At 45.6% G+C, this 15,888-nt stretch carries 18 protein-coding genes; all 18 read right to left on the reverse strand.

All coding sequences use genetic code 11. The features are described 5' to 3' along the window. Positions 1-125 precede the first annotated feature (125 nt). The 18 genes from MH117_RS06195 to MH117_RS06280 all read right to left on the reverse strand — a co-directional run bounded on the left by MH117_RS06195 (position 126) and on the right by MH117_RS06280 (position 15,645). On the reverse strand, positions 126-812 hold the full coding sequence (locus MH117_RS06195) for a class I SAM-dependent methyltransferase (RefSeq protein ID WP_239327817.1): 687 nt from the start codon (positions 810-812) through the stop codon (positions 126-128). A 31-nt stretch (positions 813-843) separates the two neighbouring features. Next, positions 844-1,695, reverse strand: coding sequence for a DMT family transporter (locus MH117_RS06200; RefSeq protein WP_239327818.1), 852 nt, complete (start codon positions 1,693-1,695; stop codon positions 844-846). 41 nt (positions 1,696-1,736) lie between these two features. Continuing rightward, positions 1,737-2,603, reverse strand: a complete 867-nt coding sequence (gene nikC / locus MH117_RS06205) for a nickel transporter permease (RefSeq protein ID WP_239327819.1) — start codon at positions 2,601-2,603, stop codon at positions 1,737-1,739. After that, complete coding sequence (nikB, locus tag MH117_RS06210) at positions 2,600-3,544, reverse strand: nickel ABC transporter permease (RefSeq protein ID WP_239327820.1); 945 nt, start codon at positions 3,542-3,544, stop codon at positions 2,600-2,602. The genes nikC and nikB overlap by 4 nt, the downstream gene beginning before the upstream one ends. A 1-nt stretch (position 3,545) precedes the next feature. Next, positions 3,546-5,114 carry a nickel ABC transporter substrate-binding protein gene (nikA, locus tag MH117_RS06215; protein WP_239327821.1) on the reverse strand — a complete coding sequence of 523 codons (1,569 nt, stop codon included), beginning with the start codon at positions 5,112-5,114 and terminating at the stop codon, positions 3,546-3,548. Continuing rightward, positions 5,096-6,433, reverse strand: coding sequence for an opine metallophore biosynthesis dehydrogenase (locus MH117_RS06220; protein WP_239327822.1), 1,338 nt, complete (start codon positions 6,431-6,433; stop codon positions 5,096-5,098). Before MH117_RS06220 ends, nikA begins: the two co-directional genes overlap by 19 nt. After that, entirely contained in the window at positions 6,430-7,248 is an 819-nt protein-coding gene (locus MH117_RS06225) for a nicotianamine synthase family protein (protein WP_239327823.1), read from the reverse strand. The genes MH117_RS06220 and MH117_RS06225 overlap by 4 nt, the downstream gene beginning before the upstream one ends. Before the next feature lie 210 nt (positions 7,249-7,458). Further along, complete coding sequence (locus MH117_RS06230; RefSeq protein WP_239327824.1) at positions 7,459-8,247, reverse strand: ABC transporter ATP-binding protein; 789 nt, start codon at positions 8,245-8,247, stop codon at positions 7,459-7,461. 59 nt (positions 8,248-8,306) lie between these two features. Further along, the gene (locus tag MH117_RS06235) at positions 8,307-9,197 is read right to left on the reverse strand and encodes an ATP-binding cassette domain-containing protein (protein WP_239327825.1); all 891 of its coding nucleotides are present in this window, start codon (positions 9,195-9,197) and stop codon (positions 8,307-8,309) included. A gap of 194 nt (positions 9,198-9,391) precedes the next feature. Then, positions 9,392-10,042, reverse strand: coding sequence for a response regulator (locus MH117_RS06240; protein WP_239327826.1), 651 nt, complete (start codon positions 10,040-10,042; stop codon positions 9,392-9,394). A 1-nt stretch (position 10,043) separates the two neighbouring features. Beyond that, entirely contained in the window at positions 10,044-10,868 is an 825-nt protein-coding gene (locus MH117_RS06245) for a sensor histidine kinase (protein WP_239327827.1), read from the reverse strand. Between the two features lie 84 nt (positions 10,869-10,952). Beyond that, positions 10,953-11,273, reverse strand: coding sequence for a hypothetical protein (locus MH117_RS06250; protein WP_239327828.1), 321 nt, complete (start codon positions 11,271-11,273; stop codon positions 10,953-10,955). Next, on the reverse strand, positions 11,266-11,778 hold the full coding sequence (locus MH117_RS06255; RefSeq protein WP_239327829.1) for a redoxin domain-containing protein: 513 nt from the start codon (positions 11,776-11,778) through the stop codon (positions 11,266-11,268). The genes MH117_RS06250 and MH117_RS06255 overlap by 8 nt, the downstream gene beginning before the upstream one ends. A 29-nt stretch (positions 11,779-11,807) precedes the next feature. Next, on the reverse strand, positions 11,808-12,536 hold the full coding sequence (locus MH117_RS06260) for an ABC transporter ATP-binding protein (RefSeq protein WP_239327830.1): 729 nt from the start codon (positions 12,534-12,536) through the stop codon (positions 11,808-11,810). Continuing rightward, a complete protein-coding gene (locus tag MH117_RS06265) occupies positions 12,529-13,350 on the reverse strand; it encodes an ABC transporter permease (protein ID WP_239327831.1) in 822 nt (273 codons plus the stop codon). Before MH117_RS06265 ends, MH117_RS06260 begins: the two co-directional genes overlap by 8 nt. Beyond that, positions 13,347-13,946: a nitrous oxide reductase accessory protein NosL gene (locus MH117_RS06270; protein ID WP_239327832.1), complete on the reverse strand. Its 600-nt coding sequence runs from the start codon at positions 13,944-13,946 to the stop codon at positions 13,347-13,349. The genes MH117_RS06265 and MH117_RS06270 overlap by 4 nt, the downstream gene beginning before the upstream one ends. After that, complete coding sequence (locus tag MH117_RS06275; protein WP_239327833.1) at positions 13,943-15,277, reverse strand: right-handed parallel beta-helix repeat-containing protein; 1,335 nt, start codon at positions 15,275-15,277, stop codon at positions 13,943-13,945. The genes MH117_RS06270 and MH117_RS06275 overlap by 4 nt, the downstream gene beginning before the upstream one ends. After that, positions 15,274-15,645, reverse strand: a complete 372-nt coding sequence (locus tag MH117_RS06280) for a hypothetical protein (RefSeq protein ID WP_239327834.1) — start codon at positions 15,643-15,645, stop codon at positions 15,274-15,276. The genes MH117_RS06275 and MH117_RS06280 overlap by 4 nt, the downstream gene beginning before the upstream one ends. Positions 15,646-15,888 lie beyond the last annotated feature (243 nt).

Below are 15,888 nucleotides of genomic sequence, written 5' to 3' on the forward strand. Positions count from 1 at the left end.
TTGAATGCTACCTTTGTGATACTCTTCGCGTGGCAAAGCAAGGTCAGAATGCAGCATTAATTTGAGTCCTTTTATTGTAGAGTGCTCAAACAACACTTGTCGAAAATGTTAGATATAGATTCCTTTTAATTCTCAGTAGGAGCTATTAATCGAAAAATATAGGCCTGTTCATAAGCATATTTTAAATGGTCTGCCACACACTCATACCACACACTAGCCTGTGCTAGCTCGACAAAATCCACTGGCAGCATGCGGCGGATCGAGACCTTAAACCCCTCTTTAAAAAATGCGCCAGCAATCTCATCAAGCGAATATTCCTGCATTGGGATCGCCGAGTTTGTATTAATTTTTTCTTTTATTCGAAGAAAGCTTGGATTGCTCGGGTAATCTGCGTATGTCGCATAATATACGCCTCCCGGCTTCAAAGCTTTTTTAATTTGTCGGGCATGCGCCTCCAAATCAGGCAGCAAATACAGGACAGCCAAGCTGAATGCGATATCAAATCTATGCTCAAATTGCTCCGGATTTGATGTTAATACATAACGGATCGGTAATTGATTCTTCCGACTGTTTGCAATCGCAATGGATTCACTCGCTAAGTCTGTGCCGATCGCCTCTTTATATGGCCGTTCTTCATAAAGCAGACGTAAAAATCCGCCTTGATTGCAGCCGAAATCAAGCACGCTACATGAACGCAAATCTTCCTCAGGAATAAATTTCAGAACACGTTTCCAGTGTGGAATATGAGTGTCTTCCATGCTCTGGTCCCCCTCTTGCCACCATACCTTATAGAATTGATCCTCTTTTATCATAATTTCCTCCTTATCCTATATATCGAAATCTTTAGGCACGGGCATCCCCGGACGGCTTAAACATAGAGAGACCGACACAGCCGGCAACAATCAAAATTCCGCCAATAATCGTTGTGATATTCGGTATTTCTTCCCAAAAAAGGAAACCGAACAGCGCATTGAGCATTAGGCCGAAATAGCTAATTACCTGTACAACGATGGCATTTTCATGTGTAAACGCCTTCGTTAAAAATAGTTGTCCAATTAATGAAACAACGCCGATAAGCAGTAAATAAACACTATCTCTTACATCAGGCATTACAAAATGGTTTGTTAAAAATGGAATTGCGACGATTGTTGAGGTCGCCGTAAAATAAAATACGATTTCATAGGCCGAGTGCTTTTGGCTTAGATAACGAATCGATATGCTCGCTGCCGCGGAAAAAAACGCACTTAGAAGACCGACGATTGCAAAAACGGAATAGCTGGCGTACGTATTAGGTTGAATTAGAATAGCTGCGCCAACAAGCACGACGAGCAGGAGCAGCGCTGATTTACCTCGAATTTGTTCCTTTAGTAAGAGGGCTGACAGGATCATAACAAAAATAGGCGCTAGTTGAGCTAATATGCTCGCATCCGTGAGCGGCAAATGCGAGAGCGTATAGAAGAATGTAAGCATATACATTCCTCCCATCAGGCCACGAACAGCGAGCATCGGAATGCCTGTCCTGGAAAAAGAGATACGTTGCCGATGCATAATAACAAGCACGAGTACCGTGCCGATCAATCCGCGAAAAAACGCGATTTCCGCAGCGGGAATCGTAAAGCTTACCTCTTTGACCAGCGCATTCATCACGCTGAATACGAAGGACGATAGCAGGGCCAGCACTACTCCATTTTTCATGGCGACCTCTTTCATTATTTGAAGTTTGCTCTATTATTAAGTTATCTGGCACGCACATCCATTAGATCCCGTAAGCCGTCGCTTACAAGATTGCATGCCAGCACAACGATCATAATACATAGGCCGGGATATATCATCTGTTCTGGTGCTATCTGAAAATAAGGCCTGCCATCGCTCAGCATGGCTCCCCATTCTGGAGACGGGGGCTGTGCCCCAAGACCAAGGTAGGATAGTGCCGAAATAAGCAATATCGTTTTCCCCACATCCGCCGCAGCCATAATTGCCAATGGAGATGCCATTTGACGAAGCAAGTGCCTTCTGATAATGGCCCAGCCTCCACTGCCGGCTACAATGGAGGCATGGATATAGTCTTTCTTGCACTCCGATATGGCTATCCCTCGTACGAGCCGAGCGTAGCCAATCCACTTCACACAAGCAATTGCCAAGATTGTATTCACAAGACCTGGGCCAAGAAACCCAGCCACGGCAATAGCAAGCAAAAACTCAGGCACTGCGCCAGCAGCATCGGCCAAACGCATCAGCAATGCGTCCAAAAACCCTTTGGCAAAGCCTGCAATAAGGCCAATCGGTACTCCGATAATCATAACGACAGCACTGGCACAGAACGACAACCCCACCGTTTGACGAGTACCTGCCACTAATCTGGATAAAATGCAGCGGCCCAGATGATCCGTGCCAAGCGGATATTCCATGCTTGGTGCACGTAGTCGCTGCGACATTTGTACGAACACCGGATCATTAAGCGTAAGCCATGGACTTAACAAAGCAACCAACAGGACTAGTCCTGCAATTCCTATGCCAATCCCCATGATTGGGCTGCGTCGAATGCTGCGCCATGAGGAATATGCTCTATAGGTTACCACGTTTATAGGACCCTCGGATTTCAAGCACTCATCCCCCTCTCATGTCGGATTTTCGGATCTAACAGCATTAAGCCAACGTCGGATAACCAATTCGCAAGTCCAATAAATAATCCGGTTAACAGGATATAGCCTTGAATAACCGGATAATTTCGCTGTGCAATGGCCTCCATCGCCATGCTGCCAAGCCCTGGCCAGCCAAACAGAGACTCCGTCACGACAGATCCGGCCATCAATGCTCCCATGCTCATCCCAAGCAGAGATACAACAGGCAGTAAGGCAGGACGCATCGCATATATGGCTGTTACCCTCCATTCTCGAATACCTCTGGCTCGGGCCGCACGAATATACTCCTGCGAAAGACCTTCCAGCAGACCTGCACGCAGCAGCCGGATATATTCCGGAGCCATGACAAATCCAAGCGTAACGGAGGGTAAGATGAGATGGCGTAAGCTTCCTCCCCCCATCATTGGCAGCCAGCTTAATCGATAGGCAAAAAGATAGATGAGCAGCAAGCCAAGCCAAAAGCTGGGGATAGACGCACCGAGCAGAGCAATGATCCGGCTGGCATGATCGACAGAACGGCCATAATAGACTGCAGCGAGCAGTCCGAGAGGAACTGCAAAGACAAGCAGCACAAGCATAGAGCTGAGCATCAATGATGCGGTTGCAGGCAAGCGTTCAGTTAATAGCTGCCAAACGTCCTGATTGGTTGTATAGGATCGGCCCATATCGAGCCGTGCAACTTGTGCTAGCCAGTTTCCATACTGTTGATAAAGAGGCTTTTCAAGTCCTAGCGCTTGGCGAACAGTGAGCTCATTGGCTTCTGTGACCGGCCTTTCGTCAGCCTTCAATATGGCAAGCACAGGATCGCCTGGCGCCATTTTCATGAGAACAAAAGTAACTAGACTTAATACAACAAGCATCAGCACGAGCTGAAGCAGCCTTAATCCCGCATGCCTAAACATTTTAGCGCACATCCATTTTATTGGTCACAATGTAAAATTCTTCAGCACCTGGCTTCCAATTCAATACGCGTTGATTGACGCCCACCAATATATTCGGATGAATAATGAAGGAATGTACATTCGCTTCGTTAATGACCTTAACAGCTTTCTGTATCAAAAGATTGCGTGTTTGTACATCGCCAGTTACGTTAAGCTCTTTTAGAATCGGATCAAGCTGGTCCAATCGAATGTTAGCCGGATTGTACGACCCTCCAGGTACATATGCAGCATTAATGAAGGAGGCTCCGTCTCCACGAGGGGAAGTCAAATAACTAGATGTCGACAAATCCCAATCGGTGTGATCCTTTATATAGACGTCCGGATACTCGACCGATAATATTTGAATATCAACTCCAATTTTGGCGGCTTCGGATTGGAGCAGCAATGGAATTAGAGGCAGTTCGGGATTGATTCCGGAGAAAGCGATCAGCTTTAATTGAAGCACATTCCCGTTCTTTTCCAGTTTTCCATTCCTATTGTTTTTATATCCTGCACTCGCTAACAGCGTAAGCGCTTCCTGTGGATTGAACTTTGTGTATCCACCCTTGTTGCCGAACGGAAGCAACGAATGAAAGGGACCGTTAGAAGGATTGGCATGGCCGAGCATAATGTCTTTTACGATCGTGTCCCGATCAATCAGCTTGTCGATAGCCTTTCTCACTAGAATATCCGATACGCTCGTACTTTTCGGATTATAGGTAAAGTAATGGGTACGAAGACTGGGTACCGATTGAACCGCAAGCTGAGGATCTTGACCAATCGTCCCCAGCGCCTCTGGTGCCAAATGATACACAATATCCGCATGCTTTGACTGAAAAGCCAGCGTCCTGACGTTCGCATCCGCATTAAACAAAAACTTGACTGCACTCAGCTTCGCTTTTCCGTCCCAATATCCGTCAAATCGAGACAGCGATATTTCCTGCCCTGGAATATAACCGTTGACCTGGAAGGGCCCCGTCCCAACAGGTGCTTTATTAAAGGCCGCCTTTCCCATTTTATTCTCAGCCGTTATACTGACAATACTTGCCGTGGGATGAACAAGCTCCGTTGCAAACGCCGGATGCGGTTCCGTCGTTGTAAAAGTAATCACTTGTCCACTCGCTTCCATGTTCTTAATTTTTAATGCAGCAGCAAGCGCCTTACTATCTGCAATTGCCCTCTCGAAGGAGGCTTTAGCCGCTGCGGCGTCAAGTTTAGTACCATCCTGAAAAGTGACCCCGTCTCGAATTATAAATTGCCAGGTATGGTCATCCTTGGCTTCCCATTTGACAGCAAGCCAAGGAGCGACCTGCATGTTGTCGTCAAGGCGAAGTAATGTTTCGGTTATGCCCGCTCTCAAGGCAATCCATTCATTGTGGGGGTCCAGTGACTCATTAGGCAGGCTGTGTAGAATGGTTACGCTCTTCTCACCTAGCTCGTTCCCCTCTGTCTTCTGCGTATTGTCACTACAACTGGTGAGAAGAATCATGCAGCATAACAAAGCGATCATTGTCCCTCTATTGCGAAGAAAGTTTACGTTTTGTCCAAGCATGCCTCTCCCTCCTGTTCCTGAAAAATAAGAAGGATCATTGCCGCTTGCTCCTCTGTATCATCCGTCATCCGATCAGAAGCGAACCTGTTTGCACCTTTCTCTTCTATAAAGGCGGACAGCTTTCTTTCAAAAAGCTCAACTAATGCAAGTGAATGCTTCATATGCATACCTAGCAGCTGCCCCAAGCTGCACAGCAACTTCAGCCTCTTATAATCCTCATACGGGATTCGTGGAATGGACCAAGAGCCGTTTTCATCAACCTCAGCCTGCTTGTAAGGAATTGCGGAAAAGTCTACATATTTTCCTTGCTCGTCCGGTTCTGAGAATGGATCAATCAGAATAGAAGAATAACGGATATAGAGCATATATTCTTGCTGGACTGGCTCCATTTGGGGGAAGCCTTCGATATCAGCTCGCGACAGCGTTGTCTCATGAACCGGATAATTATCGTCATTCAGAAATTTCAGCAAATTCATCGGCTTTACACCAAACAATAAGAGCAGCTGTGATATCTCCTTCCACAGCAGAATCATACTGCGGATCGAATGCTGTGTAATCGGCCCCTCCGGATACAGCTTATACAAGTATTTGCGAGAGATGTGCGAGCCGAAGATTTCGTTTAACGAATATTCGTTGATAAAAAAAGGCGGATGCACATAGGTTGTTATACTGCGGCTCTCTGCTTCGATAGGCGATGCTGCTAACTCACACTGTATGGTTTGAGCTTCGAGCAAAGCTTTAATGGTTTGCGTGACTTTGCTGTCTTTGCGATTCGAAGCTACAAATATTTTTCGTTTCATGCCTTTTACAACGGTTTTTAACATCGTATTTTCGTGGGATGGAAATCTTGAAGAGGCATAATAGGTAGAAAAGCTGATAAGCTCAATAGAAGCTGCAAAATGGCCGAGTGTACTTTGCAGAAGAAGATTCGATCCGATGCCTGGGGAGATAAGAACAATGGTACGCAGCTGTTTCATCGCTTCCAGATCTAATTGTTGAATGACTCGGGTGTAGCTGTCACTCGGTGTGCATAAAACAAGGGTGTGCCATATATCCTCAACATCTGCATACCCGTTATAGAAGCGACTTACAATCGCTCCACCAGATAAATGCCGGGCTTGCGGAGTTTGCAGATCGGCATAAATCGCATAACGATTGTGTTCGAGCTCCTGCTGGATCTGATCTGCACGAGTTCCTCTTCGATTCAGCAAGCCTACCTGATTCGATTGCTTGCTCCAATCTACTGCCGCATGAATACCAGCTGGCCCAACGCCAATGATTAATGTATTGCCGAATGGTTTAAGGTGTGGATTCGTCATCCTCCCTGTGTCACCTCCATTTCTCTAACTCTTTTCCGCTGCAGCATGACCGTATCGTAAATCCTTTTTCCATGCACGATCGGGGTAATCTCCCATTCATCAGAATGCTCAACATCGAAAGGAAAGTTGAAGATTGACTTTAATCCGTTGCCGTATCTTACGATTATTTTGACATCTTCATGAGCCGATTGCTGCAGCTTTCCCAGCAGCTCATGTTTGTCGTCGACCAGAGAAGCAACAACGACATGTGTAGCCTGTTCAAGGAAGCTTAATCCTGCCTGATAACAGCCAGAGAACGTAAGACTGGTTATCAAGCCAACTGCTTCAGCAACCCTTTTTCCGAGTGCAACGGCTTCTTCGTCCGTATCCAAGCAAAATACTTTCGCACCGGTTTCTTGCGCCATCGTCAACGCAGATACAGGAAATGCGCCGGAGCCAATAAACAAAATTTTGGACGACGAGTCCATGCCGAACAATAGCAGTTCACGTCTTACTGTGGAAGAGAGAATTGAAAGATATTCACTTATGCTCGTTTTTTGACTCAGTAATTGAGAAGATTGATACTTTTCCAAATAACATAACGCCTGATTAGATGCGGAGCGAACCCGCTCTCCATGCTGCTTGATCTCCTCCGTGTTTCCCCATTGCCTCCACAGCGCTTCATTTTCATCAGATGTCATGAACTGACATAAGGCGTCCAGCTTCGATTGCAATAACTCGTAGCAGTCTGGACATTCTTCCGAATAGGCCCTTAATCGATGAATTTCAAATTCAAACGACTGCAAGGCAAGCAGCAAGGCGTACTTCTGCTTCACACAATTTCCCCCCGTTTCATCGGATTGTTTAATATATGGTAATAACAACCATTTTACAACCGTAATTATACAAGACTTCTAGACGTACTTGTATAGCTACAACGGGCTATATTTCGCTAGTATGGCTTAAGCAGATTTGGGTTAAGACCACAGTCAGGCCATCCATAGCTCCTAAATATTCGAAATATGGTGAAATTACTGTGAAATACATTAGCTGCGTGCGGCAGCGATTAGCAGTTGGGTGTAAGGATGGCGGTCTTTACTCCAAATCTTATTTTTGGCAAACTGGTCCACAACCTTTCCTGCTTGCATAATCAGGATTCGGTCGCTCATTTGCTCCACGACGGCGATATCATGAGAAATAAACAAATAAGCTAGCCCAAGCTCGAGACGCAATTGATCGAGCAGCTGCAAGATTTGCGACTGTACAGTAACGTCTAGGCTCGTGGTGGCTTCGTCGCAAATAAGCAGCTTGGGAAGCAGGCTGATTCCACGTGCTATTACAATCCGCTGTCGCTGTCCACCGCTAAGCTCATGCGGATAACGCTCCATGCAAGCGCATTCCAGTCCTACCATCTCAAATAATCTCGCAGCGGCCTTCCGTCTGGAGTCTCTTATATCAGAGAGAAACGGCGGAACCACCTCTGGATAATTGTCGAGCGGCTCCAAGACGGACCGCCAGACTGGCAGACGATCATTAAGTGAGGCGTTCGGGTCTTGAAAAACCCCTTGTATATGCTGCCGCATCGTACGCAAAGCCTTTCCTTTGAGTCCTTTTAGCAGCGATCCATTAAACGATATTTCTCCACAATCCGGGTGCTCCAATAACAAAAGAAGCTTTGCAAGAGTACTTTTTCCACAGCCGCTCTCTCCCACAAGTCCTAGACATTCTCCCTTATCGATATGAAAGGATATATTCTGTATGGCATCAATCGTTCCTTTTCCTTTTGAGCCGTAGTACATTTTAGATAACCCGTTCACGGAAAGTAGTACATTCATCTGGCATTTGCCTCCTTAGCAGTACCGCTGTCTAGTGTCACAGAACCTTCATGTGATAGCTACTTGGGTACAGATTCAGCAGGGTTTCTCAGCTTAGGACACGACACCAGCAGTTGACGGGTGTACGGATGCTTCGTATGCTCGCGAATATTCACGGCATCCCCCGACTCTACGATGCGTCCTTCTTTCATAACTAGGATGCGATGCGCCCGCTTCATAACTTGTCGCAGATCATGCGAAATAAGCAGCATTGCGCATCCGGTCTGCTGTTGCAGCTCCGACATTAGCTCCAGTACCCTTTCCCCGGTCAGTGCGTCCAAGGCAGTTGTCGGTTCGTCCGCGATAAGTAACGCTGGTTTCAGCATAAGTGCCGCAGCTAGAGATACACGCTGTTGTTGTCCACCACTTAATTGGAATGGGTAGCTTGTATAGGTACGCTCAGGCGGCAGCGCAACTTTGTCCAGCCAAGTCAGCGCCAGTTCTTTGGCTTCCCGGTAAGAGAGCTGCTTCAGATGGGTTCGAATTATTACACTCAACTGCCGACCTAATGGAAAAAATGGAGAAAAGCTGCCTTGATAATCTTGAAAGATCCAGCCAATCTGCCTTCCTCTCCATTGCCTCTTTTTCTTTTCGGGCCAGTCTACTATCGACTCACCTTGAAATAAAATATTCCCGCCTCCAATACGGACTCCATTTGGCATCAAGCCCGCTATGGCACTTGCAGTTATGCTCTTCCCGCTTCCGCTCTCGCCTATAAGCGCCAATGTTTCCCCTTCGTTAATGGAGAATGAGAGCTCGTGAAGAAGTGGCCTGCAAATTTTGTCTTTTTGGACAATGACGCTGAGACGGTCCACGATCAAAACTTGACGCGATATGTCATTATCCGAGATCTCATTGGAATTGTCGCTCCAATTCGCGTACTGATTGTTCTCATCCTGATGAGCTGCCATTTAATACCCTCCTCCTTTAGAGCCTCCTGTTCTTTGCTGGAAAAGTCCACCATTGTCTATTAGTTTAAAGGATTTTATGGTGCAGCAATAGATTTAAATTGCAATACGCAAATAATAATTTAATGCGGTAAAGGTCGAACTCAAAGCGAGAACATGATTAACGCCTCTGAGTTCCTGTAATCTCCTTTCGTGCACTACTCACGCTTGTTCATCCACCCATGTTCATAGGCATAACGTGCCAACTGGACTCGATTTTCTAAATGGAGCTTCTGGAGGATATTTTTCAAATGATTTTTGACTGTATGTTCCGAGATATCAAGCCTGCATGAAATTTCTTTGTTACTGAGTCCTTTGGCAACGAAGCTCAGTATTTCATGTTCCCTGCTAGTTAACGGACTGTCCTGAGCCTCGCCCCCTCCCATTGGCGACAATTCTTTTAGAATACGAAAAGCCAGTTCGCGTGTCATTGGCGCCTCATCAACGGCAATTGCTTTCAAATATTCGTGCCAAGCCTCGGGGTTCAAATTTTTTAATAAGTAGCCTTGAGCCCCCCTCTTTAAGGCATCAAATAAATGGGTAATATCATCCGAAACAGTAACCATGACCACTTTGACATACGGAAATTTTTCCTTTAAGCGCTTAGTGGCTTCTAGTCCCCCCATACCTGGCATTTGAATATCCATCAGAATAAGATCGGGCATCCACTGCTCACTGAGTATAAGAGCCTCTTCACCGCTGCTCCCCTCGGCTACTACTTCAAATACGGGGTCACTATCCAGAATCATCCGCATTCCTTCTCTAGCCATTTCGCTGTCATCTATGATCAATACACGAAACGTTGACATTTCAAGTCGCCCCCTTTGTAATCGAAACCCTCGTTTGCTCATTGAATCTGTCGATATATAATTCCCAAGACATCTTGTCAGCACGATCCTGCATCATCTTAAGACCGTAGCAGTTTCCTCTATTCGTTGTCTCCTGATTAAAGCCTTTTCCGTTGTCCGTGATCTGGCAGAGCCAACCTGTATTGGTCGTTGATGTATGTACACAGACACTGGTTGCATCCGCATGCTTATGAATATTAAGCAGTGCTTCGCGAATGATGGACAATAATTCTACTTTTTCTTTAGAAGAGAGAATCGAGTCGGTCAAATTCCATGTTATTTCAAAGTGCAAATCACTTTCCCTGCGCAGCTCGTCAATTAGGCTTTCTACTCCTTGAAGCCAAGGGTTGCTGTCCACATCCGCTGCATGCCGCAAATTTGCAATTGCTTGTCTTACATAATCGTTTGTATGATGTACGCTTTCCTTTAGCTTGTCTAACGGTAAGTCATTTGCTTGCTCCATTCGCTCCATCCGTGTTACCTGAGCATTCAGGAAAAATAAGGATTGTGCGATGCCATCATGCAATTCCCGAGCTATCTTCTCCCGCTCCTCAAGGACCGCTTGAACAGCCTTCACACGATTTAACTCTTCCTGGCTTTGCTCGATCATGGAGAACAATTTTGTCAGGAACAGCAGGGTTACTAACAACACAAGTACAGGTGCAAGCCAATTGCCAAGATCCATGGAAATATAGGGAAGGAGAAACTCATGCCTTACATACTCCCACATACCAATTGTCAAGGTGGGGATGATCAGAATCAGCCATTTGATCTGCTTGTAGTTCAACGTTGTAGTCTCCTTTCCATATATTTAAGCAGCTGTATATTGATCAAGAAAAAAAGCGGGGTCGGATCAGAAGCTTTTAATCATTTACCATGACCAAGGATTCGGTATAAGACCTGTCAGTTCCATAACTTTATCCCATAGCGTACGCTTTATCGGTTTCATCTTGTTGGCCGTACAGTCGGATTCAGGTCCATATCCAGTCTCTACTGCTTTGTGCCATGTTGTCTCGATTAAATTATTGGTTAGGTCTGCCTCGTTAAAACAAGGTGGGGCGATATATACGCGTAGTGTGTGGTCAATAACCATTCTTGTATTACCTGGGGGCTGAAAAGACAGTGGGACAAAGAGCATGATTAACAGTACGAGCAGCAGGCCGCCGCTTAATCCCCACCTCCGTTTAATCATCACTAATCTTCCTCATTAAATTCAAAATATCGACCATTTCCGTCAACTCCCCTTCGTGCCTCTCGATAAGTTCACCTTTAGCATTGATAACCAAAGTAAGCGGCAATCCGATAGCAAGATATTGTTTTTTGATTTTTCTGCTCGCATCTAATACGACTGGAAATCCAAGCTCATATCGATCTACAAATTGTTGCACCGTTTCGGCCTTTTCTCCAACATTAACAGCCAGTACATCAACGCCCGTTAATTTATAGGCTTCATTTAATAAGGGCAGTTCGTTCACACATGGATTGCACCAGGATGCCCAGAAATTAAGCAGCACACCTTTTCCCTTATAACTGGAGAGTTCAATGTTGTCTCCCTGTAGATCCTTCAGCGAGAACAGCGGCGCAGCTTGTCCAAGCACAGCTTTATCTCTGGGGACATCCGCTTCAATCAGAGTGTAAACTCCGCCGCCAACCAACACCAGCAGCAAAAAATATGGAATCAGTTTGCGAATTGTCATATCAACATGAACTCCTTGATGTATAGAATTTATAAGCCTGAGCGTATGCCAAACAATTCACCAAACAATTGCTGTAAGCCGTCAGCTCCATGCTCTTGATAAATGTGCTCCTTCTTTCCATCCAGCACGATGTTACCATCGCGTAGAAACACAATTCGATCAGCCAAAGCTTCGGCGATTTGCAGTTGATGCGTGGAAAAAAGAATGGTATGGCCATTACTGGCTGACTGACGAACAAGATGTATGAACGTTTCCATCCAATAGGGGTCGAGCCCGTTAGTCGGCTCATCCATAACGATAAGCGGAGGTGCCGCAAGCAATGCCTGGGCAAATAGAACGCGCTGCCGCATGCCTTTGGAGAATGAAGAGACTTGCCTATTCAGTTTATCAGAAAGGCCAACCAGCGAGAGTACCTCCAGCACACGTTCCTTGCTCAGCCCACGAAGCTTGGCCCAAAAATGAAGGGTCTCCAATGCTGTAAGGCCAAGACTAAAGCGGTAATCGTCGGGCATATAACCGATCTGTTGTGCATAATGACGTCGGTCAGCTTGCCAGCTAAGTCCATTCACAGTTATTACTCCGCATGTCGGGTGCAAAATACCTACCAGCATGCGCAGCAGTGTACTCTTGCCGGCTCCATTGCCACCGCACAAAGCCACCACTTCACCACGGCCAACACGTAAATCCACCTTTCCAATTACCGTTTTTTCCTTAAATACTTTGTGAACCATATCAAACCGTACCAATTCGTCAACCACGCCTTCTCTCCCTTTCCCATAAACGATAGGCAACTGTTAAAGCTAGTCCGATCCATATGACGAGTACGCCCAGAAATGCAGGTGTTCCCCATGGCGAGCGTATCCAAAGCATCCAGTTATAATATTCAGGTCCAAGTGTTGAGCCGCCCCCTAATTTAACAACGGTAAATAGACGGGTCAGCTCGGCAGGGTTAAGAAAGGTCAAAAACGTAAGTGATGGTTTGATCCAGGGATAAGGCATCATGCCCAGTGTCGCAATAAGAATAGAAGGCCAGGCAATAATGGCAAAGAACCAGATTCCAACCCCGATCGTAAGCGCCTGCCAGCGATTGTGAGCAATTGTACCGATAAGCATGGCCACACTTAGAAAAAGTAAGGACAAACTGATTGAAAATACCAACAGCTGTCCATATGTCGCAAAATCAAACCCGCCACCAAACAAAGAACCAGCGGCACCAGACAAGCCGAATCCAAAGGCGACAATTGCCAGCATCACAATAGACAGCCCTGCAAATTTCCCTGTAAGAAAAGCCCATGTTCCTAATGGATAAGTAGACAATAACTCCCAGTTCCCCTCTTCCTTTTCACCTGTCAATGAAAAAGAACCAAGCATTAGTGCCATTAGGGGCAGCAAATACAAGGCCAAATTCAGCATCGTGCTGCTGCTTCCCGAATAACCTTTGACATAACCTTGCGCATTAATTATCAAGAGGCTGAGCATAAAGAGAGCAAAAAGGGCCGTAAACGAGTAGGCCCATGGATTGCGAAAACCGATTTTCATTTCTCTTGCAGCGACATAACTCATCTCAGTCACGCGCCATGACCTCCGGAAGATTGTTGCTTATTCGTATCCGTCGAGTGGTTTTTATCTGTTGTCGTCTTGTCATCCGACTTCGTATGTCCACCTTCTGAATTAGAATGACCATGCCCGCCCATACCTTCCATCATTTTACGATTTACTTCCCATGAGTGATTGGTAAGATCGTCCGCTGTCATTAGCTTTCCTTTTCCTTGAGCTTCGATGAATGCTTTTGTATCTGCTTCTTTCTCAAATGACACAATCCCGTAAGCCATCGGCGTTTTATAGGAAATATCATAAGCATAGTAGGCTTTTTCATAACGAATCCACTGCTTACTGTTATGGTCACGTACGAAGGCAGCGCCAATCGTATCTGTTCCATTTTCCTTCTTCCACTTATTTAAGCAGCCAAGGTCGTCAAATTTAAGTGATTGTCCATCCTTCGTAATAATTTGGGTTGCGAACTGGTCGTCTTTGACGGCCATCTTACAAATGGCGCATAGGTCTGTTTGTTCATTAATTGCCTGTGGCTCATATTTATCTCCACCACAAGCAGTAAGCAATACCATTAGGACAAACATATTGGCAATCAGTCCCGTTATTTTCTTCATATTTTTTGTCTCCTCATTTTATAAAATAATAAACTTGCACAGGCTATCAATAATAACCCCGTCAGTCCAGTTTTAAGCTTGTCAACACGTTGTCCTGTCTGGATAAAATTTGCGTGTGGTCTCATTAAGGGGGATGAGTCAGTTGTCCAGCGAATGCGCTCCGTCTGGTAGAGGCCTTCTAGAAAAACCATGCCAGGAGATTGGAAAAACAATTGAAAGGCCGCTCGCTTTCGGGTTAATCCTTGGAAAAAAGGGTTGATGGCATATGAAATTTCACTATTGCCATCCCCATTCGTATCAATGCCGCGAAAGCTGTCCCAATAGTTACTTGCAATTGTGTTATTGTCGCTATCACGCGCTTGTGCATCCGTCACATTGCCCAAAAATTGATTGCTTGTTATCGTATTCTCGCTGGACTCCAACAATTGAATACCGACAAAGTTGTAGCCAACCTGATTGCGCTCTACGCGGTTTGCAGTTGATTGTTCAACGTACAATCCTACTCGATTCCCATCAATCTTGTTATCTGACACCATTGTCTCGTGTGCATCGTAAAGCAAAACACCTTGCGAATTTACGTTTTCGCTTTGTTTGCTGAATGTATTTCCTGTAACCACAACTTGCTCAGCAGCCATCACCATGGCGCCTGTTACATTCAGTTTGCCTTCATTGTGTTGAATCACCGTTCGCTTGGTGTACATACAGTGAATTCCATAACGCGAGCGTTCGATTACATTGCCTGCAACGAGCGCTTCATCGCTATTTTCCATATAAATGCCGTCATGTACTTCCCGAATTGTATTGTTTGTCATCCGCCAGCGGTGTGCGTTAAAAAGATCAATACCGTTACCTTTTTCAGCCATTCGCACGTCGTCAACTGCCCATTCAATTGTCGTACGATTGACTGAACCCTCATGCGCATCTTTGGCTTCAATCCCATGGGCTCCGGTACGGATTTGCAAACGATCCAGGACAGAACGATTACCTAGAACGAGTATGCTTGCTGACTCCTTAATAGCTTCATCAACTATACGCAATCCAGCAATTGTTATACGGTCTGCTTTGAGCGTAATTGCTGGCTTCTCACTGCTGTTGCGTACTATAACTTCGCCAGTAGGCTCTGCTGATTGCAAAGTAAGAGACTTGTTGATCGTAATAGGTCCCTCGTACGTTCCAGGCTGGAGTACAATACGGTCTCCTGGCTTGGCCTGATCCAACAAACGTTGGAGTTCCAGTGTTTGTTGTTGTTCTGCATAAACGGGTCCAGACGGTAAACATAAAGCAAGCACAATTAACGTAAACAAGAACCAACTGTTAGGTAATGTTCTCATTTGACTTCGACCGTTTTCTTCCGGGTTAGGTGCACATCATCCCCAAACAGGTGAACATACACACTGTATTTTCCTTTATCAGAAAAAGTAAAAGATCCGCTAAATACGTTATCTCCCTTATATACAGCATCAAACAGCTCGGGCTTGTCGTCTGCTCGGATATCAAAGGTGACAGTTGCTTTCTCTGATACTTGCATTCCTGTAAAGGCAACTTGAAGTTCTACTGGCCGACCAGCAACAATAGTTTCCGGGTTCGTTGTTAACGAGGCTTCTACGTCGTCCACTTGAACAGGCGCCTCTTTGGAACACCCGATTAACAGGCTCAGTACGATCATAAATGTGACTATAGCAACTCCTTTTGCTTTCATTCCTTCACCACCTTGCTTACTACCGCTCAACACCAATCATTGTAGCAACAACATTTGCCTGCTCCTATAACTCATTAGGGCTATTACGCTCCTTAACTTCGACATATTTGTGTCAACTTGTGAACAAGGATGGCCAAATTTGTATTGAAACTTCTTATAAATGAAAGCTTCAACTAAAGGCTTCGCCACCACATCAACATCCATATATAAAAAGTGAACCACTCCAGCATGATGATAGGAGTG

The organism is Paenibacillus sp. ACRRX (assembly GCF_022346885.1).
In the GTDB taxonomy this organism is placed as follows: domain Bacteria; phylum Bacillota; class Bacilli; order Paenibacillales; family Paenibacillaceae; genus Paenibacillus_B.